This window comes from Azoarcus sp. CIB (genome assembly GCF_001190925.1).
GTDB lineage: Bacteria > Pseudomonadota > Gammaproteobacteria > Burkholderiales > Rhodocyclaceae > Aromatoleum.
Window position 1 is genome coordinate 1,805,031 of record NZ_CP011072.1, and the last position, 22,018, is coordinate 1,827,048.

General features: G+C 63.5%; 21 protein-coding genes and 2 tRNA genes. 22 read left to right on the plus strand and 1 reads right to left on the minus strand.

Annotated elements, in window-relative coordinates; all coding sequences use genetic code 11:
- Nucleotides 1–8: 8 nt before the first annotated feature.
- From AzCIB_RS07930 to AzCIB_RS07945, 4 genes are all read left to right on the plus strand, one after another.
- Nucleotides 9–83 (plus strand) — tRNA-Val (locus AzCIB_RS07930).
- A gap of 27 nt (nt 84–110) precedes the next feature.
- Nucleotides 111–185 (plus strand) — tRNA-Val (locus tag AzCIB_RS07935).
- 139 nt (nt 186–324) lie between these two features.
- The gene (gene gltX / locus AzCIB_RS07940) at nt 325–1,722 is read left to right on the plus strand and encodes a glutamate--tRNA ligase (RefSeq protein WP_050415400.1); all 1,398 of its coding nucleotides are present in this window, start codon (nt 325–327) and stop codon (nt 1,720–1,722) included.
- A 212-nt stretch (nt 1,723–1,934) separates the two neighbouring features.
- Nucleotides 1,935–2,813 (plus strand): L,D-transpeptidase Cds6 family protein, encoded by an 879-nt coding sequence (locus AzCIB_RS07945; RefSeq protein ID WP_198149641.1) that lies wholly within the window; start codon nt 1,935–1,937, stop codon nt 2,811–2,813.
- Between the two features lie 4 nt (nt 2,814–2,817).
- Here the strand turns inward: AzCIB_RS07945 and AzCIB_RS07950 are convergent, their stop codons facing one another.
- A complete protein-coding gene (locus tag AzCIB_RS07950; RefSeq protein WP_157058450.1) occupies nt 2,818–3,285 on the minus strand; it encodes a DUF4124 domain-containing protein in 468 nt (155 codons plus the stop codon).
- Between the two features lie 123 nt (nt 3,286–3,408).
- Between AzCIB_RS07950 and AzCIB_RS07955 the strand changes: the two genes are divergently transcribed.
- From AzCIB_RS07955 to AzCIB_RS08040, 18 genes are all read left to right on the plus strand, one after another.
- The gene (locus tag AzCIB_RS07955; RefSeq protein WP_232299387.1) at nt 3,409–4,380 is read left to right on the plus strand and encodes a helix-turn-helix transcriptional regulator; all 972 of its coding nucleotides are present in this window, start codon (nt 3,409–3,411) and stop codon (nt 4,378–4,380) included.
- Between the two features lie 582 nt (nt 4,381–4,962).
- Nucleotides 4,963–6,102: a benzoyl-CoA reductase, bzd-type, subunit N gene (gene bzdN / locus AzCIB_RS07960; protein WP_050415404.1), complete on the plus strand. Its 1,140-nt coding sequence runs from the start codon at nt 4,963–4,965 to the stop codon at nt 6,100–6,102.
- Nucleotides 6,103–6,123: 21 nt separating this feature from the next.
- Nucleotides 6,124–7,437 carry a benzoyl-CoA reductase, bzd-type, subunit O gene (gene bzdO, locus AzCIB_RS07965; RefSeq protein ID WP_224792950.1) on the plus strand — a complete coding sequence of 438 codons (1,314 nt, stop codon included), beginning with the start codon at nt 6,124–6,126 and terminating at the stop codon, nt 7,435–7,437.
- 28 nt (nt 7,438–7,465) lie between these two features.
- Nucleotides 7,466–8,275 (plus strand): acyl-CoA dehydratase activase, encoded by an 810-nt coding sequence (locus AzCIB_RS07970; protein ID WP_050415405.1) that lies wholly within the window; start codon nt 7,466–7,468, stop codon nt 8,273–8,275.
- A 38-nt stretch (nt 8,276–8,313) separates the two neighbouring features.
- A complete protein-coding gene (bzdQ, locus tag AzCIB_RS07975; RefSeq protein WP_050415406.1) occupies nt 8,314–9,219 on the plus strand; it encodes a benzoyl-CoA reductase, bzd-type, subunit Q in 906 nt (301 codons plus the stop codon).
- Between the two features lie 138 nt (nt 9,220–9,357).
- The gene (locus AzCIB_RS07980) at nt 9,358–9,642 is read left to right on the plus strand and encodes a ferredoxin (RefSeq protein WP_050415407.1); all 285 of its coding nucleotides are present in this window, start codon (nt 9,358–9,360) and stop codon (nt 9,640–9,642) included.
- Between the two features lie 40 nt (nt 9,643–9,682).
- Nucleotides 9,683–9,979 (plus strand): hypothetical protein, encoded by a 297-nt coding sequence (locus AzCIB_RS07985; RefSeq protein WP_232299388.1) that lies wholly within the window; start codon nt 9,683–9,685, stop codon nt 9,977–9,979.
- Nucleotides 9,980–10,030: 51 nt separating this feature from the next.
- Nucleotides 10,031–10,483 carry a GNAT family N-acetyltransferase gene (locus tag AzCIB_RS07990; protein WP_050415409.1) on the plus strand — a complete coding sequence of 151 codons (453 nt, stop codon included), beginning with the start codon at nt 10,031–10,033 and terminating at the stop codon, nt 10,481–10,483.
- 30 nt (nt 10,484–10,513) lie between these two features.
- Nucleotides 10,514–11,152: a CehA/McbA family metallohydrolase gene (locus AzCIB_RS07995; protein ID WP_050415410.1), complete on the plus strand. Its 639-nt coding sequence runs from the start codon at nt 10,514–10,516 to the stop codon at nt 11,150–11,152.
- 57 nt (nt 11,153–11,209) lie between these two features.
- Entirely contained in the window at nt 11,210–13,759 is a 2,550-nt protein-coding gene (locus AzCIB_RS08000) for an FAD-dependent oxidoreductase (RefSeq protein WP_232299389.1), read from the plus strand.
- A gap of 10 nt (nt 13,760–13,769) precedes the next feature.
- Nucleotides 13,770–13,952 carry a hypothetical protein gene (locus AzCIB_RS08005; protein ID WP_050415411.1) on the plus strand — a complete coding sequence of 61 codons (183 nt, stop codon included), beginning with the start codon at nt 13,770–13,772 and terminating at the stop codon, nt 13,950–13,952.
- A 45-nt stretch (nt 13,953–13,997) separates the two neighbouring features.
- Nucleotides 13,998–14,777 (plus strand): enoyl-CoA hydratase/isomerase family protein, encoded by a 780-nt coding sequence (locus tag AzCIB_RS08010; RefSeq protein WP_050415412.1) that lies wholly within the window; start codon nt 13,998–14,000, stop codon nt 14,775–14,777.
- Between the two features lie 161 nt (nt 14,778–14,938).
- On the plus strand, nt 14,939–16,006 hold the full coding sequence (gene had / locus AzCIB_RS08015; RefSeq protein ID WP_050415413.1) for a 6-hydroxycyclohex-1-ene-1-carbonyl-CoA dehydrogenase: 1,068 nt from the start codon (nt 14,939–14,941) through the stop codon (nt 16,004–16,006).
- A gap of 35 nt (nt 16,007–16,041) precedes the next feature.
- The gene (oah, locus tag AzCIB_RS08020; RefSeq protein WP_050415414.1) at nt 16,042–17,172 is read left to right on the plus strand and encodes a 6-oxocyclohex-1-ene-1-carbonyl-CoA hydratase; all 1,131 of its coding nucleotides are present in this window, start codon (nt 16,042–16,044) and stop codon (nt 17,170–17,172) included.
- Nucleotides 17,173–17,328: 156 nt separating this feature from the next.
- Nucleotides 17,329–18,075, plus strand: a complete 747-nt coding sequence (gene fabG / locus AzCIB_RS08025; protein ID WP_050415415.1) for a 3-oxoacyl-ACP reductase FabG — start codon at nt 17,329–17,331, stop codon at nt 18,073–18,075.
- A 48-nt stretch (nt 18,076–18,123) separates the two neighbouring features.
- Nucleotides 18,124–19,725 carry a benzoate-CoA ligase family protein gene (locus AzCIB_RS08030; RefSeq protein ID WP_050415416.1) on the plus strand — a complete coding sequence of 534 codons (1,602 nt, stop codon included), beginning with the start codon at nt 18,124–18,126 and terminating at the stop codon, nt 19,723–19,725.
- A gap of 61 nt (nt 19,726–19,786) precedes the next feature.
- Nucleotides 19,787–20,974, plus strand: coding sequence for an ABC transporter substrate-binding protein (locus tag AzCIB_RS08035; RefSeq protein WP_050415417.1), 1,188 nt, complete (start codon nt 19,787–19,789; stop codon nt 20,972–20,974).
- A 177-nt stretch (nt 20,975–21,151) separates the two neighbouring features.
- Nucleotides 21,152–22,018: a branched-chain amino acid ABC transporter permease gene (locus AzCIB_RS08040; protein WP_050415418.1), complete on the plus strand. Its 867-nt coding sequence runs from the start codon at nt 21,152–21,154 to the stop codon at nt 22,016–22,018.

Genomic DNA, 22,018 nt, shown 5'->3' on the forward strand with positions numbered 1-22,018 from the left:
GCCACACTGGGCGGTTAGCTCAGCGGTAGAGCACTGCCTTCACACGGCAGGGGTCACTGGTTCGATCCCAGTACCGCCCACCAGTCGATGACGAAGACGCACGGAATTCCGGGCGGTTAGCTCAGCGGTAGAGCACTGCCTTCACACGGCAGGGGTCACTGGTTCGATCCCAGTACCGCCCACCACAATGCAAGGCCCTGGAGCTTCGGTTCCAGGGCCTTTGTTGTTTTGCGTACGGATTGCTCCCGTCATCGCCTCCGCGCCGTGGAGGAGGGCCAATGGCGTAGAATCCGCGTCTTTAGATCCGGCCCAGAGTCCTCATCGATGGCTTCCAACGTTCGCACCCGTTTCGCCCCCAGCCCCACCGGCTACCTCCATATCGGCGGCGCGCGCACCGCGCTCTTCTCGTGGGCCTTTGCGCGTCGTCACGGCGGTACCTTCATCCTCCGCATCGAGGACACCGACGTCGCGCGCTCGACGCCCGAAGCGGTGCAGGCGATCCTCGACGGCATGGCCTGGCTGGGTCTCGATGCCGACGAGGGACCGTTCTACCAGATGCAGCGGATGGCCCGGTACAAGGAAGTCATCCAGCAGATGCTGGCCGCCGGTACCGCCTATCACTGCTACACCTCGACGGAGGAACTGGACCGCATTCGCGAGGAGCAGCGTGCGCGCGGGGAGAAGCCGCGTTACGACGGCCGCTGGCGCCCCGAAGCGGGCAAGGTCCTGCCGACGCCTCCCGAGGGCGTGAAGCCGGTCGTGCGCTTCCGCAATCCCGCAGGGGGCGTCGTTGCCTGGGACGATCTGGTCAAGGGGCGCATCGAGATCGCCAACACGGAACTCGACGATCTCGTGATCGCCCGCGCCGACGGCACCCCGACCTACAACTTCTGCGTCGTCGTTGACGACCTCGACATGGGCATCACGCACGTCATCCGCGGCGACGACCACGTCAACAACACCCCGCGGCAGATCAACATCCTGCAGGCGCTCGGCGCCCAGGTCCCGCTGTACGCCCACCTGTCGATGATCCTCGGCGACGACGGCACCAAGCTGTCGAAGCGGCATGGCGCGGTCAGTGTGATGCAGTACGACGATGACGGCTATCTGCCGGAGGCGGTCGTGAATTACCTCGGTCGACTGGGCTGGAGCCACGGCGACGACGAGATCTTCTCGCGCGAGCAGTTCGTCGAATGGTTCGATCTCGACCACATCACGCCGTCGGCCGCGCAGTTCAACACCGAGAAGCTCAACTGGTTGAACGCGCACTACATCAAGCAGGCCGACAACGCTCGCCTTGCGGCCGAAGTCTCGCGCCGCCTCGCTCGCCGCGGTGTCGATCCCGAAGCCGGGCCTGAGCTGGAGTCGATTATCGCGCTGTACAAGGAACGCGTCGCCAACCTCAACGAACTGGCCGACTCTGTGGAGCTGTACTGCGTCGAAGTGCATCCGGCACCCGAACTCATCGCCCAGCACCTCACCGACGGCGCACGCTCCGCGCTTGCCGGCCTGAAGGCGCGTCTGGAATCCGCGCCGTGGGAGAAGGCCGCGCTCAATCAGGCGATCAAGGACACGATGGCCGAGCATGGCCTGAAGATGCCCCAGGTCGCCATTCCGCTCCGCGTCGCGACCTTGGGCGTGCCCCAGACCCCGGCAATCGACGCCGTACTCGAGGTTCTCGGCCGCGAGCGCGTGCTCGCGCGCATGGCCCGCTACGTCTGACGATTGCGCGAGGACGCAAAATGCAACCTCAAGCCTTGCATCGCCGCGCAAACCTGAGCGCAATCAGGGGGTTCGCCGGCATCGCGCTGTTCGGGTTCAACGGTCTGGCACTCGCAATGGTTGGGAGCAACGCGTTCGGCAAACCATTCCGGCCCGATTTCCGTCCCGTTGCCCGCGTCTCCTGTCCGCAGTCGGGTGCGTTGCCGCGTACCTTGATCGACGCGGCGGCCTGCGGCGACTTGTTCCGCTTGCACGCCCGCATTGTCGAAGGCGGCGACCTCGCAGCGACGGACCCGCGCAAGCCGCTGCAGGGACGCACGGCGCTCCATCACGCGGCGCAGCGCGGCGACAAGGACATCGTCGAAGCCTTGCTGGCCGCCGGCGCGAATCCGGACGCCGCGGATGCGGCGGGCAATTCGGCCATGCATCTTCTGGCGATGCGCCCGCGCAGGGCGTCCGACGTCGCGATCGTCGATGCGCTGATCAAGGCGGGTGCCGACGGCCGTCTGCGCAATGCGAAAGGGCGCACGGCTCTCATGGAACTGATGGATTTCACGACATACAGCATCGATCCCGTGCGGATCGGCGTGGAACGAATCGGTGGCATGTTCGACGAAGCGGAGGCCAAGGGCCCCGTGAAGGCGCTGCCGGTCCAGCCCGTGCAGGCGGAGGCGGGGCTGACTTCCGGCGTGGACATGCGGCAAGGCGAGGTTCCACCCGCCGAATACGCTGCTCCGGCTAGTCCGCAAGGCGCCGAGACGTCCGTCCAGGATGCTCTGGATGCCTGGGCTGGCGCCTGGTCTGCACGCAACATCGACGCCTATCTGAGCCATTACGCTTCCGACTTCCGTCCGGCCGATGGTCGCCCGCTGGAGCGATGGCGTGCGCTGCGCCGGGAACGTATCGGCGGTGCATCTTCCATCGACGTAAAACTCTCGGACGTGAAAATCCTCGTCGACGGTAGTCGTGCAGTCGCGCAGTTCCGTCAGGACTACCGCAGCGATGCGCTGAAATCCGTTGATCGGAAGACCGTCGTGCTCGACAACGTGGCGGGCAAGTGGCGCATCGTCGAGGAAAAGACGAGCAAGTAGAGGTTCATTCGGCAGCGAGACATTCGCTGAAGTAGCGGTCCCGCAGCGTGCGTGCACGCAATTCGTGATCGCGCTTGTAGCGGTTTCGTCGCAGGTGCTGTCTGGCGTCCGCCTCGGCCCGTTCCGCACGCTCCTGGTAGCTCGCACAGCGTGCTGCATGTGCCTGCCGCTCGTCGTCGCGCTGCTTGAGCTCGGCTCGAGCGTTGCGCCGTGCGACTTCCCGCGCGGATTCGATTTCGGTGACGAAACGCTGTTCCTTGCGTGCCCGGGTCCGTGCGGCCGCTTGTTCAGCCGGTACGGGATCGCGCACGGAAAGATCCATGTGTGCTCCGTCGTTTTCGCACGGGAGTGCCTGATAGCTTGGCTGCCCGCTACCGGACACGCACTTGAACACCTGTGCCGGACAGGCGGGCGCGAAGAAGGTGGAAACCGTCGCAATGACGGCGAGGATATGCAGTTTTTCGCGGTTCATGACGTTCATCTGCCGGTGTAGTCATGAATGATGCCATATGCATTATCCGGCGTCTCCTGCTTAGGCGTGAGAGCGCTCGCGGGCAATTTTGCGGTTACTACGGATGCCCGACAACTCATCCGCATGTTGCAATCGCGCCCAACCTTGAGCACTATAATTCATCGGCACTTTATTGCCGCACAAATAGGGGTAGCCCCGATGTCCAACGATGAGAACTCATCACGGCTCAAACGCCCGGACCTGTCGTTAGAAGAGAACAACTACCTGCTGATGTTGGGCGACCGCATTCGCGACCTGCGAGCGCAGCGGGGAATGACGCGCAAGATGCTGGCGCAGCAGTCCGGGGTGTCGGAGCGTTACCTTGCCCAACTGGAAACGGGGCACGGCAATATCTCCATCATCCTCTTGCGCCAGATCGCGCAGGGGCTCGGCTTTCCCATCGTCGACCTCGTGCGCGAGGAGGCGGAGCAGTCTCCCGAGTTGACGCTGCTGATTCAGTACCTGAGCCGTTTTCCGCCCAAGACGCATGAATGGGCGCGCCGGCTGCTCCAGAATGAGCTCGAATCTTCGGGGCGAAGCGCGCGCAGGCAGCGCATCGCCTTCATCGGCTTGCGCGGGGCGGGGAAGACCACGCTGGGGACGATGCTGGCCGAGCACCTCGGCGTGCCCTTCCTCGAGCTCGCGAAAGTGATCGAACAGGAAGCAGGGGCCGATCTGTCCGAAATCTTTTCGCTGTATGGCCAGACGGCATACCGCCGCTACGAGCGTCGCGGGCTGGAGTCGGTGGTCGCAAGCAACGAGGCGTTTGTGCTGATCGCGGGCGGCAGCATCGTGTCCGAGCCGGCCAACTTCGATCTGCTGCTGTCATCGTGCTTCACGATCTGGCTGTGCGCATCCCCGGAGGAGCACATGGCCCGCGTCATGGAACAGGGAGACTACCGCCCCATGCACGGAAACCAGGAGGCGATGGATGACTTGAAACGCATCCTGGCCGGCCGGACGACCATGTACAGCAAGGCGGACGCCATCATCGATACATCCGGCCGAACGGTCGAGCAATCCTTCCTGGACATCCTCGAAGTCCTGGCACGCTGAGCGTGCATCAATGATCCGGCAAGTAGATACCGCTCGGGCCGAGTATGTCGAAGCGCTGCGATGGCACTTCGACAAGGTCCGGGCGAACGGCGCTTCTTGATTGGCGCCTGACTAAGCGCATGCAGTTTGATGCGCGTCGGGTCAGGAACAATGCCCAAAGCCGCCCGAGCGGACAGCAAGGCGCCCCCGGACCCGTAAATCTTCGGATAAACAGCTGACGCAGTGCAGCATGCTGCATCAGGCGCTCCCGGCTTCTCTCTCGACATTCCCTCATTTCCAGCAAGCCCTTTCCGGACTGCGTTCGAGAGCGGTTTCCGCTCGCGTTCGCTCTCCCGAGCCTCGCGTTTTACTGCGTGTTGCAATGCAACAAAATGCATTTCATGCTGCGTTGCGGCAAGAAAGATTGCAGTTTTCCATGCAAAAAATGCAATCAAGTGCATGCAAACGTGCCTGACATTTGACTTAGATCAACATCGCCTGCACTGCAGTGCGTAACATGCGACATCATGCATTAACGGCAAAATAATGCAGCAAAGGCGGACTCAGGGACGGGATCCGCAACACATCAGAGGAGATAGTTCGATGAGCGATGGTTTGTTCGACCAGTTCAAGACCTGGTACGAGAAGCGCCACGATTATGCACGCGACTGGAAGGTGCGGACAGGTGGCCAGGTTGTTGCAACGATGTGTACCTACACGCCGGAAGAGCTGCTGATCGCGGCCGGCATGCTGCCGGTGCGCGTCCTCGGTGCGCACGAGCCGCAAAACGTGACCGAGCCGCACATCTTCGGCATGTTCTGCCCGTTCTGCCGCGACTCGCTCGCACAGGGCCTGCTGGGCCGCTTCGACTACGCGGAAGGCGTCACGCTGACCCAGTCGTGTATCCAGTATCGCCAGACCTTCGGTTCGTGGCGCCTGCACGTCCCCACCGTGAAGTGGGACTACTACGTGCCGATGCCCAACGAAGTCCAGTCGCCGCATGCCCGCAAGGCTCATTACGAGGAAGTGCAGGCCTTCCGCGTGTTCCTGCAGACGCTGACCGGCAAGGAAATCACCGACGCGATGCTGAGCGATGCGCTCGCCGTGTGCGACGAGAACCGCCGCCTGCTGCGCGAGCTGTATGAATACCGCAAGGCAGCCGACCCGAAGGTGACCGGCGTCGAAGCGCTGTACGCATCGCTGACTGCGCAGTTCATCGACAAGCGCGAGCACAACGAGATGCTGAAGAAGACTCTCGCTGCGCTGCCGAACCGCAAGGTCGAGCGCAAGACGGGCGCGCGCTTCATGACTATCGGTTCCGAGAACGACGACATCGCGTTCATGGGCATGGTGGAGTCGGTCGGTGCGACCATCGTCATCGATGACCAGTGCTCCGGCAGCCGTTACTTCTGGAATGCATCGAAGCCGGAGGGTGATGTCATCAAGGCGATCGCCGAGCGCTACTGCGATCGTCCGGCCTGTCCGACCAAGGATTATCCGGCCCACACCCGCTTCGATCACGTTCTTGGCATGGCCAAGGAATACAACGTCGAAGGCGCGATCTTCCTGCAGCAGAAGTTCTGCGATCCGCACGAGGGCGATTACCCGGATCTGAAGCGTCATCTCGAAGAAAACGGCATTCCGACGTTGTTCCTCGAGTTCGACATCACGAACCCGATCGGCCCCTTCCGCATCCGCATCGAGGCATTCCTCGAGACGCTGAGCGAAGAAGAACTGTTCTGAACCGAGACTGCGGAGCTAACGATGAACGCAATGGCAAACAAGTATCCGACCGAGCAGCTGAAGCTCTGGGGCAAGGCGAAGGAACTGCGCGAGCAGTACTACATGAACTACGCGCGGGCGAAGGAGAAGGGCGGCATCCGCTGGTCCGGCTCGGCGTGGGCGCTCGACGCCATTCCCGCCGGTCTCGGTGAGGACGTCTATTCGCTGACCGGCGAGCCTTATGCCGCCGCCGTCGCCCACGACCGCAAGTTCGCGAAGGAGTGCATGGACGCGGCCGAAGCCTACGGTTTCGCCCGTGACCTGTGCTCGTACATGCGGATCTACTGGGGTGGCATGCACCTGAACAAGTACGCCTTCGGCGGCGAGTTCCCGAAGCCCGACTTCGTGTTCCAGACGCAGATCTGCTGCTCGCACTCCAAGTGGTACCAGCACGTCGCGAAGGAAGAGAAGATCCCCGAGTTCTACCTCGACGTCGGCGTCGGTCCTTACAGGGACATGACGGACGCCCGCCTCGACTACGTCGCCAACCAGCTGCACGACGGCATCGCGTTCGTCGAGAAGGCCAGCGGCCGCAAGTTCGATGACGAGCTGTTCATCAAGGCGGTGAAGAACGAGATGCGTTCGACCTCCCGCTGGGCGGACATCTGCGCGCTGAACAAGGTGAAGCCCGCGCCGCTCGACGAGAAGACGATGTATTCGCTGTACGTGCTCTGCACGCTGTCGAAGTCGTCGCAGTGGTGCGCGGACTTCATGGACGAGCTGTACGAGGAAGTGAAGGACCGCGTCGCCCGCGGCATCGCCGCGGTGCCGAACGAGGCGATCCGCCTGATGACGGATACGCAGCCGCCCTGGTCCTTCCTGAAAATCTTCCGCTACCTCGAGACCTACGGTGCGGTGTCGATCGGCTCGCTCTACACCTTCGCGTTGGAAGGTATCTGGGAAGACAAGCCGGACGGTTCCTGGGGTGGTCGCACCCTGCCGTGGGACAAGGGTATCGAAATCAACGACCGCGATACCGCAGTCCGCCTGTATGCCGACTGGAACCTGTCGAAGCCGCAATGGCAGCACTTCTACGATCCGACCATCAAGAGCGACATGATGCTGCGCATCATCAAGGAATGGCAGGTCGATGGCGTGATGCTGCACTTGAACCGCGGTTGCGAAGGTCTGTCGGTCGGCATCATGGAAAACCGCCTCGCGATCGCGAAATCGGGTACTCCGGTGATGACGTTCGAAGGAAACATGGGCGACGAGCGCGAGTTCGACGAAGTGCGTACTCAGGCACGGGTCGACGCCTTCATGGAACAGCTTGGCGTGCGCCGTCAGGCCGCCTGATCTGAAACAGAGCGAAGAGGAGACGAGAATGATTACCGCTGGAATCGATATGGGCTCCCGCAGCGTCAAGGTGGTGCTGCTGGAACAAATCAAGGTGGAAGGGGCCAAGGAGCCGAGCTTCGCTGTGAAGAAGGCGCATCTGATGATGCCGGGTGATCTCGACGCCGACCAGGCTGCCGAGGCCGCCTTCGACGCTGCACTCGCCGAGGCAGGCGTGAGCCGTGACCAAGTGAAGTCGATCTTCGCCACCGGCGCCGGCCGCGGCCAGGTCGCCTTCGCGAACGAAGGCGTCACCGAGATGACTGCCGGGGCGCGTGGTGCGGTGTTCATGTATCCGCAGGCCCGCACCGTGGTGGACGTCGGTGCCGAGGAAGGTCGCGGTATCAAGACGGATCCGGCCGGCAAGGCGATCGACTTCGCTGGCAACGAGAAGTGCGCCGCTGGCGCCGGCTCCTTCGCCGAGGCGATGAGCCGCGCGCTGCAGCTGTCGCTCAAGGAATTCGGCGAAGCCAGCCTGCGCTCCGACAAGAGCATCCCGATGAACGCGCAATGCACGGTGTTCGCGGAGTCGGAAGTGGTGTCGCTGATCCACTCCTCGACGCCGAAGGAAGACATCGCCAAGGCGGTGCTCGACGCGGTGGCAAGCCGGGTGTGCGCGATGGTGCGCCGTGTGGGTATCGAAGGCAACGTCGTGCTGATCGGCGGTATGGGGCACAACCCCGGTTTCGTCCAGTCGCTGAAGAGCGCGATGGACGTTGATCAGGTGCTGCTGCCGGAAATGCCGGAATTCGTCAGCGCCATCGGCTGCGCGCTGATTGCGGCCGAACGCCAGCACTGAACCGATACGCGAAACGACACGGATAAAGGAGCGATCAAATGAATGCAGAAGTTGCTGCCGCCACCGCCGCCCCCGAGAAGAAGGAATTCTGGCGCTGGCAGGAAAACACCTGGTTCGACGAGACGAAGAACTGGAAGGACGCCAAGATCATCACCTGCGGTATCGACGTCGGCTCGGTGTCCTCGCAGGCGGTGCTGGTCTGTGACGGCGAGCTGTATGGCTACAACAGCATGCGCACCGGCAATAACTCGCCGGACTCGGCCAAGAACGCCCTGCAGGGCATCATGGACAAGATCGGCATGAAGCTCGAGGACATCAACTATGTCGTCGGCACCGGCTACGGCCGGGTGAACGTGCCCTTCGCCCACAAGGCGATCACCGAGATCGCGTGCCATGCCCGCGGCGCCAACTACATGGGCGGCAACAAGGTGCGCACCATCCTCGACATGGGCGGCCAGGACTGCAAGGCCATCCACTGCGACGAGAAGGGCAAGGTCACGAACTTCCTGATGAACGACAAGTGCGCAGCCGGTACCGGCCGCGGCATGGAAGTCATCTCCGACCTGATGCAGATCCCCATCGCCGAACTGGGCCCGCGCTCGTTCGACGTGGAAACCGAACCGGAAGCGGTGTCGTCAATCTGCGTCGTGTTCGCGAAGTCCGAAGCGCTGGGTCTGCTGAAGGCCGGCTACACGAAGAACATGGTTATCGCCGCTTACTGCCAGGCGATGGCCGAGCGCGTCGTGAGCCTGCTGGAGCGGATCGGTGTCGAGGAAGGCTTCTTCATCACCGGCGGCATCGCGAAGAACCCGGGCGTCGTGAAGCGGATCGAGCGGCTGCTGGGCATCAAGCAAGTCGAGACCAAGATCGACAGCCAGATCGCCGGCGCGCTGGGCGCGGCGCTGTTCGGCTACACGCTGATGCAGAAGCAGGCCGCCAAGTAATCGGCGCAAGGCCTCTCCCTCCCCTTCAAGGGGAGGGTTGGGGTGGGGATGGGTTATTCGGCGGATGCGAGACCCATCCCCATCCTGTCCTTCCCCTTGAAGGGGAAGGGACCTACTAAGTGCCCGAGGAGGGAAAAAATGATCGCGAACTACGGATACAAGGACGGCTCCGGCGAGTATTACATCAGCATCGATACGGACAAGTGCATCGACTGTGCCGCGGATCGGGCTTGCCTGACCGCGTGCCCCAAGAACATGTTCGAAATCATCACCGACGACTATGACGACGAAGTGGCGTGGGTGAAGAAGGAGTGCACGCGCGCGCTGGCCTACGACTGCGCAGGGTGCAAGCCCGCGGGCGGCTACACCAGCCTGCCCTGTACCACCGCCTGTACGCCGGGCGCGATCAAGCATTCCTGGTAAGGAGAAGAGCATGTTCCCGGCGATGACGGAGGGTTCCGCAATGAGCACGAAGAAGACGATCCCGATCAAGCTGGCGTCCGCCGTACGCGAAGAGGACGTCGAGGAGCGCCTGTTGCGGGAAGGCTGGAAGCGCCTGACGACGATTGGCGAACCGCGCCTGTCGGAGATCGCCGAAGCGTATCGGGGCATGGGTTTCGAGGTGCACGTCGAGAGCTACAAGACGGAAGGTGACGGCTGTACGACCTGCCTCGATACCGACCAGGAAATGGGGAAAGTGATCGGCACGGTGTACACGCGCCGCTCGACGAAGTCCCAGCAGGAAGACGAACTGTTCTGAGAGGCGGTGACGCGAACAGAAGCGGAACTGCCAACCAAAGGAGATAGGTAAATGTCTGACCAGAAGCGTGTGATGCGGGTGCTGAAGAAGGAAGACCTGAATGCGATCGTCGAGATCGACGCAGCAGGTTCAAAGCAGAACCGTCGCGACTACTACGAGCGCAAGCTCGATGCGATCCTGAACCCGAAGCACAATATCAATTCCTCGCTGGTGTGCGAGATCGACGGCAAGATCGCCGGTTTCGTGATGGGCGACATCTATTTCGGCGAGTTCGGCATTCCGGATTCGACCGCGACCATCGACACGATCGGCGTCGATCCGCGCTTCCAGAACCGCGGCGTGGCGAGCGAGCTGCTGGACCAGTTCATGATGAACATGAAGGCGGCGGGCGTGGTGAAGGTTTATACGCTGGTGAACTGGGACGACTTCGCGCTGGAGAAATTCTTCTCCCGCCAGCGCTTCTCGCCGTCCAAGCGCATCAACCTCGAATACACCGTTTCCTGAGCGGCCAGGCCGGCGCGCGGAGTCCGTCCCATGTGGATCGATTGCCATTGCCACACCAAGTATTCCTACGACAACTGGCTCGAGCCGGTGGATCTGATCCGCCGCGCGAAGGAGCTGGGGCTCGACGGAGTGTGCATCACCGAACACTACTCGTACGAAGCGTCGCTTCCTGTCGAACAGGTGGGGCGCGACGAGGGTTTTCTGGTGCTGCGGGGGGTGGAGATCGCAACCGATCGCGGGCACATGCTGGCATACGGTGTCGAGGATGACGGCTGGAACATCTGGGGGCGCGACAACTACCTCCCGATGAACGACGTCATCGAGCACATCAACAGCATTGGCGGAATCTGCGTGCCGGCCCATCCGTTCCGTGAGGTCGGCGCCAGTCTGCTGCACGGCCTGCTCGATCTCACCGGGATCGCCGCCGTGGAAACGCACAACGGCGGCAATTCCGACAGTGACAACGACCTGGCAATCAGTGCCGCTCGCCACATGGCCCTGCCTGCGCTGGGCGGCAGCGATTGCCACAAGACAATTGCCGTCGGACGGTGCGCGACGAAGTTCGCGCAGCCCGTCACCGACATGGCGAGTTTCATTGCAGCGGTGCGTGCGGGCGCCTGCCAGGGGAGTTACTACCCCGGCTACGTGCAACTGGCGCAGGCTGCATAAGAGCCGCTTTGACCGGGCACACGCGAAGCCCGGCGCAGAATAGAGGACGAGAGAGACATGGAAGCCGTACAGACATCGGAAATCAGGTGGTGGAAGGCGAGCAAGCCGGTCGGCATGGCCGAGTTCGGCGCGCCGGTAAAGCTGAGCATCGACGGCGTCGAGGTCGAGGCGCCGGCCGGTGCGTCGGTCCTGAATGCGGCGACTGCCGCGGGTCTCTACATTCCGGCGCTGTGCGCGCACCCCGATCTTCCTCCTGCCGGGCAGCGCGGCGCGGGTGAGGGCGGCTGCAACCTGTGCATGGTCGAGATCGAGGGCACGGACGGCCTTTCGAAGGCCTGTTCGACCACTGTCACGGCCGGCATGGTCGTGACGACCCAGTCGGCGGCGATCCAGACCGTGCGCCAGGCCAACCTGGCGAAGGTCCTCGGTCCGCACCCGCATGTCTGCCTCACCTGTCCGCAGCGCGACGGCTGTTCGCGCTCGCAGTGCTCCTACGGCAACCCGCAGGAAACGCGCTGCTGCACGATTTTCTCGTCCTGTGAGCTGCGCAAGGTCTCCGACTACATCGGCATCCCGAACACCACCCCGCCGTACAAGCCCGCGCAGCTTCCGATCATCAAGGACGAGCCGTTCTTCGATCGCGACTACAACCTCTGTATCGACTGCCGCCGCTGCCTCGTCGCCTGTAACGACGTACGCGGCGTGGGCTGTCTCGAGGTGAAGGAAGTCGAGACGCCGCAGGGCAAGCGCACCTACGTCGGCACGATTGCGCCGACGCTGCTCGAATCCGGCTGTACCTTCTGCCAGGCCTGTGTGACCGTGTGCCCGACCGGCGCGCTGATGGACCGCACGCTCGACCCCGCGAAGCGCGAGGAGTCGATGGTGCCGTGCAAGAGCGCCTGCCCGGCGGGGATCGACGTGCCGCGTTACGTGCAGCTCGCCGCAGAGGGCAAGTACGGCGAGGCGATCGCCGTGGTGCGCGAGCGGCTCCCGTTCCCGGGTATTCTCGGCCGCGCCTGTTTTGCAATGTGCGAGTCGGCCTGCCGGCGCAAGGATCTCGACGACCCGCTGTCGATCCGCAATCTCAAGCGGATTGCTGCCGATAACGACACGGGCCTGTGGCGCGAGCATGCTAAGAAGCTGCCGGCGACGGGCAAGAAGGCTGCGGTGATCGGCGCCGGTCCGGCCGGCCTGACGGTGGCGTACTACCTCGCCAAGCAGGGCCACGGCGTGACCATCTTCGATGCGCAGCCGGCCGCGGGCGGCATGGCGCGCTACGGTATCCCGTCCTACCGCGTTCCGGCCGAAGTCATCGACAACGAGGTCGCGGAGGTTTCTGCTCTGGGCGTCGAGTTCCGCTACGGTGCCAAGGTCGAGAGTGTCGATACGCTCTTCAACGATGGCTACGGCGCGGTGTTTGTCGGCATCGGCGCGCAGGGCGGCGACAATCTGGGTATCCCCGGCGACGATCTGCCCGGCGTGGTCGATAGCCCGACCTACCTCAAGGCCGTGACGATGGGCCTCGTGAATACCCCCGAGGGCATCCAGACCGGCAGGAAGGTGGCCGTGATCGGCGGCGGCAACGTCGCGACCGACAACGCACGCAGCTCGCGCCGCTTCGGCGCCGAGGTCGACATGGTGTATCGCCGCACCCGCGAGGAGATGCCGGCACGCCTGGAGGAGTTCGAGGGCTGCGTGGAGGAGGGCGTGAATATCCGCTACTTGCTCGCGCCGAAGAAGATCGAGCCGGGCACCAACGGTTTCCGGCTGCAGATCACCTACGCGAAGATGGCGCTCGGCGAGGCCGACGCGTCCGGGCGCCGCCGCCCGGTCGAGACCGGCGAGGAAGTCGTCGAGGGGGTCGATCTGGTGATCGCCGCGATCGGCCAGTTCCCGAACCGTTTCGGAGGTTTCGGCGTGGAGACGGATCGCAAGGGCCGCATCACGGTGCGCGAGGATTCGATGCTGACGAGCCGGCCCAAGGTGTATGCCGGCGGCGACTGCGTGCTCGGACCTTCGACGCTGATCGAATCGGTTGCCCAGGGCCGCACTGCGGCCTCCGCGATGGACATCGTGCTAGGCGGCGACGGCGACATCTCCGAAGTGCTGCTGCGCAGCGGTTGGGAGACCAACCCGCGCATCGGCCGCAAGGACGGCTTCAACACGACGCGCAAGTTCCACCCGATCATGCTGGCGCCGGAGCAGCGCACCGGCTGGGACGAGGTGGAGCTCGGCTTCGACGATGCGACGGCCCGTGCCGAAGCGGCCCGCTGCTTCAAGTGCAACCTCGCGCCGAAGATTGCCGAAGCGATCCTGCCGCCCGAGTCCTCGCTGAAGTTCGACGAGGCGACGATCGCATCCGTGCCAACCGAGTCGGGCGTGTTCCAACTGCTCGATGGCGACAAGAACGTGCTGATGATCAAGGGCGTCGAGAATCTGCGCGACGGGCTCATGGAACAGCTCGAACGTGGCGGCGACGCGACTAACTTCGTGTTCGAGGAAGCGGCGCTCTTCACCTCGCGTGAAAGCCAGATGATCCAGGCTTACCTGCAGCAGTACGGAAAGATGCCGGGCGGCGGGTCCGACGAGCTGGACGACCTGTTCTGAGGACTACGTCATGGGACAGGTGATCGATTTCTGGTCGGCGGAGGAGATCCGCCCGTCCATCAAGCCCGAGGCCAAGTGCCGGTGCACGAACTGCGGCGCGGACCTGTGGCACATCCGCTGCGACGGCGAAGTGTGCTGTGCGGACTGCGACGCGGTTTGTCCCTACCGGCTGCAGATGAAGAACGAAAACTGAAACGCCCGAAGACGCGCACAGCGAACGAGAACCAGGGGAGACACCATGAGTAAAGCGCAATTCCAGTTCATCACCTACGGCGTGGCCGACGGCCTCGCAACGCTGACGATCAACCGTCCGCCGTTCAACGTCCTCGACATCCCGACGATGGAGGAGATGAACGTCGCCCTCGATCTGTGCCAGGCCGATAACAGCGTGAAGCTGCTGATGATTACCGGGGCGGGCGAGAAGGCCTTCTCGGCGGGCGTCGAAGTCGCGGACCACACGCCGGACAAGGTCGACCGCATGATCGAGGTCTTCCACGGCATCTTCCGCCGCATGCAGCAGCTGCCGATTCCGACGCTGGCTGCGGTGAATGGCGTGGCGCTGGGTGGCGGGATGGAAGTCGCGATCGCGTGCGACATGCTCGTCGCTGCCTCCAACGCGAAGTTCGGCCAGCCTGAGATCAAGCTCGCAGTGTTCCCGCCGATCGCCGCGGTGCTGCTGCCGCGCCTGGTGCCGCCGGCCCGTGCGCTGGAGCTGCTGCTCGGCGGCGAGAACATCGGCGCCGACGAGGCGAAGGCGATCGGGTTGGTGAATCGCGTGTTCGCCAAGGAGAGCTTCGCCGCCGACGTGCAGGCTTTCGTCGCCCCCTTCCTGGGCCTCAGCCGTGCGGCTCTCGCCAGCACCCGCAAGACGATCCGCGCCGTCGCCGACAAGCCCTTCGGTGCCGCGCTCGACACTGCCGAGAACATCTACCTGAAGGAATTGATGAACACCGACGACGCGAAGGAAGGCCTCGCGGCCTTCCTCGAGAAGCGCAAGCCGGTGTGGAAGAACACCTGATTTAGACGGTCCCTTCCCCTTCAAGGGGAAGGACAGGATGGGGATGGGTTCCAGAGGCAACGAACGCCTTAAACCCATCCCCACCCCGGCCCTCCCCTTGAAGGGGAGGGAGAAAACCGTGGCGACTGAAGTGACAACCGAAAGCTAAAGGGAGACGAAGCGTGATTCCTGAATTCATCGATACCTGGCAGATGACCGAGCCGGGCAAGCTGCAGAAGACCCGCGTGCCGATGCCCGAGCTGCAGCCGGGCGACGTGGTGGTGAAGATCGCCGGCTGCGGCGTGTGCCATACCGACCTGTCGTATTTCTACATGGGCGTGCCGACGGTGCAGAAGCCCCCGCTGTCTCTGGGCCACGAGATCTCCGGCACAGTGATCGGCGGCGAAGCGTCGATGATCGGCAAGGAAGTGATCGTGCCGGCCGTGATTCCCTGCGGCGAGTGCGAGCTGTGCAAGACCGGCCGCGGCAACCGCTGCCTGTCGCAGAAGATGCCGGGCAATTCGATGGGCATCTACGGCGGGTACTCCAGCCACATCGTCGCGCAGTCGAAGTACCTGTGCGTGGTCGAGAACCGCGGCAGCACGCCGCTGGAACACCTCGCCGTCGTCGCGGATGCCGTGACCACGCCTTACCAGGCTGCGGTGCGCGCGGACCTGAAGAAGGACGATCTGGTGATCGTCATCGGCGCGGCGGGCGGTGTCGGCAGCTTCATGGTGCAGACCGCCAAGGGCATGGGCGCGAAGGCCGTCATCGGCATCGACATCAATGAAGAAAAGCTGACGATGATGAAGGACTTCGGTGCCGATTTCGTCATCAACCCGAAGGACAAGAGCGCGAAGGACGTGAAGGAGCTCTTCAAGGGCTTCTGCAAGGAGCGCGGCCTGCCGTCGAACTACGGCTGGAAGATCTTCGAGGTCACTGGCAGCAAACCGGGCCAGGAGCTTGCGCTGTCGCTGCTGTCCTTCACCGGCAAGCTGGTGATCGTCGGCTACGGCACGGCCGAAACCAACTACATGCTCTCGAAGCTGATGGCCTTCGACGCCGAGATCATCGGCACCTGGGGCTGCCCGCCGGACCGCTATGCCGCTGTGCGCGACATGTGCCTCGACGGCCGCATCAAGCTCGGCCCCTTCGTCGAAACCCGCCCGATGAGCCAGATCGAACAGGTGTTCGACGAGGCGCACCACGGCAAGCTCAAGCGGCGCGTCATCCTGACGCCCGATTTCTGATTACGCACACCACTGGATAAAACAGGAGACATCTCATGGCACTCGATTGGCTGCGCCGCGACAACCACCTCAAGGACCACGCCCTCCTCGGCGAGGAGCATTTCGGCACCGAAGCGCCTTCGGTGATCTTCGAGAAGCGCCCGGTTACCGATCCGCAGGGCAACCAGGTTCCCGGCCTGTACGCCGCCTGGATCATCCTGAACAACCCGACGCAGTACAACTCCTACACCACCGAGATGGTCAAGGCCGTCATCGCGGGCTTCCAGCGCGCGTCGTCGGACCGCTCAGTCGTCGCCGCGGTGTTCACCGCTGTCGGCGACAAAGCCTTCTGCACTGGCGGCAATACCGCCGAGTATGCCGGCTACTACTCCAAGCGCCCGAACGAGTATGGCGAATACATGGACCTGTTCAATGCCATGGTCGACGGCATCCTGAACTGCAAGAAGCCGGTGATCTGCCGCGTGAACGGCATGCGCGTCGGCGGCGGTCAGGAAATCGGCATGGCGACCGACCTGACGGTGACCTCCGACATGGCGGTGTTCGGCCAGGCCGGCCCGAAGCACGGCAGCGCGCCGGACGGCGGCTCGACCGACTTCCTGCCGTGGATGCTGAACATGGAAGATGCCATGTACAACTGCATCTCGTGCGAGCCGTGGAGCGCGTACAAGATGAAGGCGAAGAACCTCGTCACCAAGGTCGTGCCGGTGCTGAAGAAGGACGGCCAGTGGGTTCGCAACCCGCTCGTCCGCACCGACTCCTACGTCGATGACGGCGAGCTGGTGTACGGCGAACCCGTCTCCCCGGAGCAGGCGAAGGCGGCGAAGGAGCTGATCGGGCAATGCACGACGGACTTCGCGAAGCTCGACGAAGCGGTCAATGCCCTGGTGTGGAAGTTCACCAACCTGTTCCCGCACTGCCTCGTGAAGACGATCGAGGGCATCCGCGGCAAGAAGAAGTTCTTCTGGGATCAGCTCAAGGTCGCGAACCGCCATTGGCTGGCTGCGAACATGAACCATGAGGCCTACCTGGGCTTCACGGCGTTCGACAGCAAGAAGCAGACCGGCAAGGACGTCATCGACTTCATCAAGTACCGTCAGTTGATTGCCGAAGGCGCGATGTTCGATGAGGACTTCGCCGAGCAGGTCCTGGGCAAGCCGAAGGCCTGACGCCTCGGTGCATACAGTTTCATAAGGTCTCTCCCTTCCCGGGGTGGTGGACGCGGCGTTGGCCGTTATCCTTCCACCCCGGCCTTTTCTGAAACGGGGGAGCACTTGCAGTTCACCGGCGGTGCATCTGCCGCCATGCGGTTAAAGGGGACTTGCATGCAGTTGAAGGACAGGGTCGCAATCGTGACCGGAGCGGGGCAGGGCATCGGCGCGGCGGTCGCGAAAGCCTATGGGCGCGAGGGCGCGAAGGTCGCAGTCATCGACCTGGATCTCGCCGCCGCCAACCGGATCGCGGAACAGATCGTCGAAGCGGGTGGTCAGGCTCTCGGCGTGGCCTGCGATGTCGCGAATCGCGAGCAGGTCGAAGCAATGGCCGCCAAGGTCACTGCTGAATGGGGTCGCATTGACATCCTCGTCAATAACGCCGGCATCACGCGCACGGCGATGCTCAACAAGATGACGTCGGATCAGTGGAACCAGGTGCTCGGCGTGCATCTGACGGGCGCGTTCAACTGCCTGCAGGCAGTAGTCGGCGGGATGATCGAGCGCCAGTACGGCCGCATCATCTACGTGACCTCCACCGCCGGCGTGCTCGGCACGATCGGGCAGATCAACTACAGCGCGGCCAAGGCCGGCGTGCTCGGCATGACCAAGAGCACCGCGAAGGAGCTCGCGCGCTACAACATCACCGCGAATGCGATCGCACCGGGGGCGGCCACGCCGATGACCGAGACGATCCGCACCGACGAGCGCTTCAAGGAAAAGTACCTCGACCGGATTCCGCTCGGGCGCTGGGCCGAGCCGGAGGAGATCACGCCCGTGTTCGTGTTCTTCGCATCCGACTCGTCGAGCTATGTCACGGGACAGATTCTGGCGGCCGATGGCGGAATGACGATTCACTGAAAATCCGCAGCGCCACGCCAGCAAGAATCATAAGGAGAGGAGGAGCAAATGGCAGAACTCAGCGTCGCGGATCAAAGTGTCAGCCCTCCGCGCATCACCATACCGCGCGAGTACAACGCGGCGCACGACCTGATCGAGCGCAACCTGCGCGCCGGGCGCGGCAGCAAGACTGCAGTAATCGACCACGCGGGAAGCTATACCTACGCGCAGCTCGCCGAACGGGTCGACCGCTTCGCGCATGCCCTGGGCGAACTGGGCATCCGCATGGAAGAGCGGGTGCTGCTGTGCTTGACTGATACCGTTGATTTCCCCACGGCCTTTCTCGGCTGCATCAAGGCCGGCGTCGTGCCGATTCCCGTCAATACGCTTCTGACGGCATCCGATTACACCTACATGCTGCGCGACAGCCGTGCGCGCGGCCTGGTCGTCTCGTCGGTCCTGTTGCCGGCCTTCGCCACTGCGATCGAAGCCAGCCCGTTCGTCAAGAATGTCGTCGTTTCGGGCGGCGATGCGGGCACGCGCGGTGGACATCTCGATTTTGCCGAACTCATCGCATCCCCGCGTCCGCCGTACGAGGCGGTCCAGACCTGTTGCGACGATCCCTGTTTCTGGCTGTATTCGTCGGGTTCCACCGGCGCCCCCAAGGGAACGGTGCACCTGCACTCCAGCCTGATCAACACCGCCGAGCTGTATGCGACGCCGATCCTGGGGGTATGCGAGAGCGACGTCGTTTTCTCGGCGGCGAAATTGTTCTTCGCCTACGGTCTGGGCAACGGCCTGACCTTCCCGCTCGCCGCGGGCGCCACCGCTGTGCTGATGGCCGAACGGCCGACGCCGGATGCGGTGTTCCGCGTGCTGCGCGAGCACCAGCCGACGATCTACTGCGGCGTGCCGACGCTATACGCATCGATGCTGGCGAGCCCGGCGCTCCCCGGGCGAGAGGAGCTGTCGATCCGCCGCTGCGCCTCTGCCGGCGAGGCCTTGCCGGCCGAAGTGGGCAAGCGCTGGACCGAGCATTTCGGCGTCGAGATCCTTGACGGACTCGGTTCGACCGAGATGCTGCACATCTTCCTCTCGAACAGGGCAGGGGACGTCCATTACGGCACCAGCGGCAAGCCGGTGCCGGGATACGAGCTGCGCCTGATCGGCGAAGACGGGGAGGAGGTCGCGCCAGGCGAGGCGGGAGAGCTTCAGGTGCGCGGGCCCACCAGCGCTGCGCTCTACTGGAATAACCGCACGAAGAGCCGCGATACCTTCGTCGGCCAATGGACGCGCAGCGGCGACAAGTACAGCCTGGATGAGCACGGCAACTATGTGTACGCGGGGCGCAACGACGACATGCTCAAGGTCGGCGGCATCTACGTCTCGCCGATCGAGGTCGAATCGGCGCTCATCACGCATGCTGCAGTGCTCGAAGCCGCGGTGGTCGGAAAAGCGGACGATGACGGACTGATCAAGCCGCTGGCCTTCGTCGTGCTGAAGCCCGGACGCATGCCCGCGGACGAACTGGCAGACGAGCTGAAGCTCCACGTCAAGAGCAAGCTCGCCCCGTACAAGTACCCGCGCTGGCTGGAATTTGTCGACGAGCTGCCGAAGACGGCCACCGGAAAGATCCAGCGATTCAAGCTTCGTTCGCTTTCAGGGGCGTAGATCCCGTAGCGCACCCATAAATAGAGCCGCACAAGCGGCCTAACCAAAGGAGGAGTGTGAAATGGAGCAAGGATTCAATCGCCGTCGTTTCCTGCTGTCCACTGCCGGTGTCGCGGGAGGGCTTGCCCTGCCCGGGGCACCACTGTTCGCCCAGAGCGCCAACAAGATCCGCGTCGGGCTGATGCTGCCCTATACCGGCACCTATGCGTCCCTGGGAAATGCGATTACCAACGGGTTCAAACTCGCCGTGGAGCAGGGCGGGGGGAAACTCGGCGGGCGTGAGATCGAGTACTTCACCGTCGATGACGAGTCGGATGCGGCGAAGGCACCGGAAAATGCCAACAAGCTGATCAAGCGCGACAACGTCGACGTCCTGATTGGTACGGTGCATTCGGGCGTTGCGCTGGCGATGACCCGTGTCGCGCGCGAGACCAAGACCCTGCTCATCGTTCCTAACGCCGGTGCAGACGAGATCACCGGTCCGCTGTGCTCGCCCAACATCTTCCGCACCTCCTTCTCCGCGTGGCAGCCCGCCTACGCGATGGGGCAGGTGATGGCCGAGAAGAAGCACAAGAACGTCGTCACGTTGAGCTGGAAATACTCGTTCGGCGAGCAGTCGGTTGCAGGTTTCAAGGAAGCATTCGAGAAGGGGGGCGGCAAGGTCGTGAAGGAAATGTACCTGCCTTTCCCGAACGTCGAATTCCAGCCCTATCTCACCGAGATTGCGGCGCTCAAGCCCGACGCGGTGTTCGTGTTCTTCGCCGGCGGTGGTGCGGTCAAGTTCGTGAAGGACTACGACGCCGCCGGTCTGAAGAAGACAATCCCGCTCTATGGCTCAGGCTTCCTCACTGACGGCACGCTGGAGGCGCAAGGGGATTCCGCCGAAGGCATCCTGACTACCCTGCACTACGCAGACGGGCTCGATATCGCGAAGGACAAGGCATTCCGTACCGCGTACGCGATGGCGTTCAAGACGCAGCCGGATGTCTACTCGGTGCAGGGCTATGACGCCGCTCAGCTCTTCGCTGCGGGATTGGCAGGCGTCGCGGGTGACGTCACCAAGCGCGAGGCGCTGATCGCCGCGATGGAAAAGGCGACGATCGATAGTCCGCGCGGGCGCTTCACGCTGTCGAAGGCGCACAACCCGGTGCAGGACATCTATCTCCGCAAGGTCGAGGCGAAGCAGAACAAGGTGATTGCGGTCGCCGCGAAGGCGCTGGCCGATCCGGCACGCGGCTGCCGGATGTAACCGGTTGCCAGCCCCGGCGGGGCTTGCGCGGGCGCGTGCAGCAAAGGGGCGCCCCGCGCAGTGCGAGCCCCGCCGGCGCGGCACCAGCGCTACGGCAGGTGTTCGCCATCCCGGTGGCGAACACCCGATCCGCTTCACCTTCACTCGGGCGCGGGCTGCGCCCGGAGGGATACGGCGATGGACTTCTCGACCTTCCTGATCCAGCTGCTGAACTCGTTTCAGTACGGACTGCTGCTATTCCTGGTGGCCAGTGGACTGACCCTGATCTTCGGCATCATGGGCATCATCAACCTCGCCCACGGCAGCTTCTACATGATGGGCGCCTACATGGCGTTCTCGCTCACCGCCCTCTCGGGCAACTTCCTCGTCGCAATTGTGGTGGGGGTCGCGCTGAGCGTGCTGATCGGCTTCCTGCTCGAGTGGGCGCTGTTCAGCAGGCTGTATAAACGCGACCACCTGGACCAGGTCTTGCTGACCTACGGCCTGATCCTGATCTTCGAAGAGCTGCGCAGCCTGCTCGTCGGCGACGACGTGCACGGTGTGCCGATCCCCGAGCTGCTGTCGGCGTCGATCCAGCTCAGCGAAACGCTGAGCTATCCCGTGTACCGGCTCTTCATGTCCGCCGTCTGCATCCTGCTCGCGATCGTGATGTACTGGATGATCCGCCACACGCGCTTGGGGATGATGATCCGCGCGGGCAGTTCGAACCGCGAGATGGTGCAGGCGCTGGGCATCAACATCGACCTGATCTACCGCATCGTGTTCGGCCTCGGGGTCACGCTCGCGGCTTTCGCCGGGATGCTCGCGGCTCCGGTGTCGTCGGTTTATCCCGGCATGGGCAACCAGGTCCTGATCATCTGCTTCGTCGTCGTCGTGATCGGCGGCGTGGGTTCCGTGTGGGGCGCACTCGTTGCTGCGCTGCTGATCGGCCTGGCCGATACCTTCGGCAAGGTCATCGCGCCCGACTATGCGGGCCTTGCCGTGTATGTGCTGATGGCCGCCGTGCTGCTGTGGCGGCCCGAAGGCATCTTCCGGAGGATCTGA

Bases quoted from the DNA above. Each gene is read 5' to 3' on its own strand.
- AzCIB_RS07990 (WP_050415409.1), top strand. From the start codon at position 10,031: ATGTCTGACCAGAAGCGTGTGATGCGGGTGCTGAAGAAGGAAGACCTG.
- AzCIB_RS08010 (WP_050415412.1), top strand. From the start codon at position 13,998: ATGAGTAAAGCGCAATTCCAGTTCATCACCTACGGCGTGGCCGACGGC.
- AzCIB_RS08040 (WP_050415418.1), top strand. From the start codon at position 21,152: ATGGACTTCTCGACCTTCCTGATCCAGCTGCTGAACTCGTTTCAGTAC.
- oah (WP_050415414.1), top strand. From the start codon at position 16,042: ATGGCACTCGATTGGCTGCGCCGCGACAACCACCTCAAGGACCACGCC.
- bzdN (WP_050415404.1), top strand. From the start codon at position 4,963: ATGAGCGATGGTTTGTTCGACCAGTTCAAGACCTGGTACGAGAAGCGC.
- AzCIB_RS08030 (WP_050415416.1), top strand. From the start codon at position 18,124: ATGGCAGAACTCAGCGTCGCGGATCAAAGTGTCAGCCCTCCGCGCATC.
- AzCIB_RS07970 (WP_050415405.1), top strand. From the start codon at position 7,466: ATGATTACCGCTGGAATCGATATGGGCTCCCGCAGCGTCAAGGTGGTG.
- AzCIB_RS07950 (WP_157058450.1), bottom strand. From the start codon at position 3,285: ATGAACCGCGAAAAACTGCATATCCTCGCCGTCATTGCGACGGTTTCC.
- AzCIB_RS08035 (WP_050415417.1), top strand. From the start codon at position 19,787: ATGGAGCAAGGATTCAATCGCCGTCGTTTCCTGCTGTCCACTGCCGGT.
- AzCIB_RS07985 (WP_232299388.1), top strand. From the start codon at position 9,683: ATGAGCACGAAGAAGACGATCCCGATCAAGCTGGCGTCCGCCGTACGC.
- AzCIB_RS07980 (WP_050415407.1), top strand. From the start codon at position 9,358: ATGATCGCGAACTACGGATACAAGGACGGCTCCGGCGAGTATTACATC.
- AzCIB_RS08000 (WP_232299389.1), top strand. From the start codon at position 11,210: ATGGAAGCCGTACAGACATCGGAAATCAGGTGGTGGAAGGCGAGCAAG.
- fabG (WP_050415415.1), top strand. From the start codon at position 17,329: ATGCAGTTGAAGGACAGGGTCGCAATCGTGACCGGAGCGGGGCAGGGC.
- gltX (WP_050415400.1), top strand. From the start codon at position 325: ATGGCTTCCAACGTTCGCACCCGTTTCGCCCCCAGCCCCACCGGCTAC.
- AzCIB_RS07995 (WP_050415410.1), top strand. From the start codon at position 10,514: ATGTGGATCGATTGCCATTGCCACACCAAGTATTCCTACGACAACTGG.
- bzdO (WP_224792950.1), top strand. From the start codon at position 6,124: ATGAACGCAATGGCAAACAAGTATCCGACCGAGCAGCTGAAGCTCTGG.
- AzCIB_RS07955 (WP_232299387.1), top strand. From the start codon at position 3,409: ATGTTGCAATCGCGCCCAACCTTGAGCACTATAATTCATCGGCACTTT.
- bzdQ (WP_050415406.1), top strand. From the start codon at position 8,314: ATGAATGCAGAAGTTGCTGCCGCCACCGCCGCCCCCGAGAAGAAGGAA.
- AzCIB_RS08005 (WP_050415411.1), top strand. From the start codon at position 13,770: ATGGGACAGGTGATCGATTTCTGGTCGGCGGAGGAGATCCGCCCGTCC.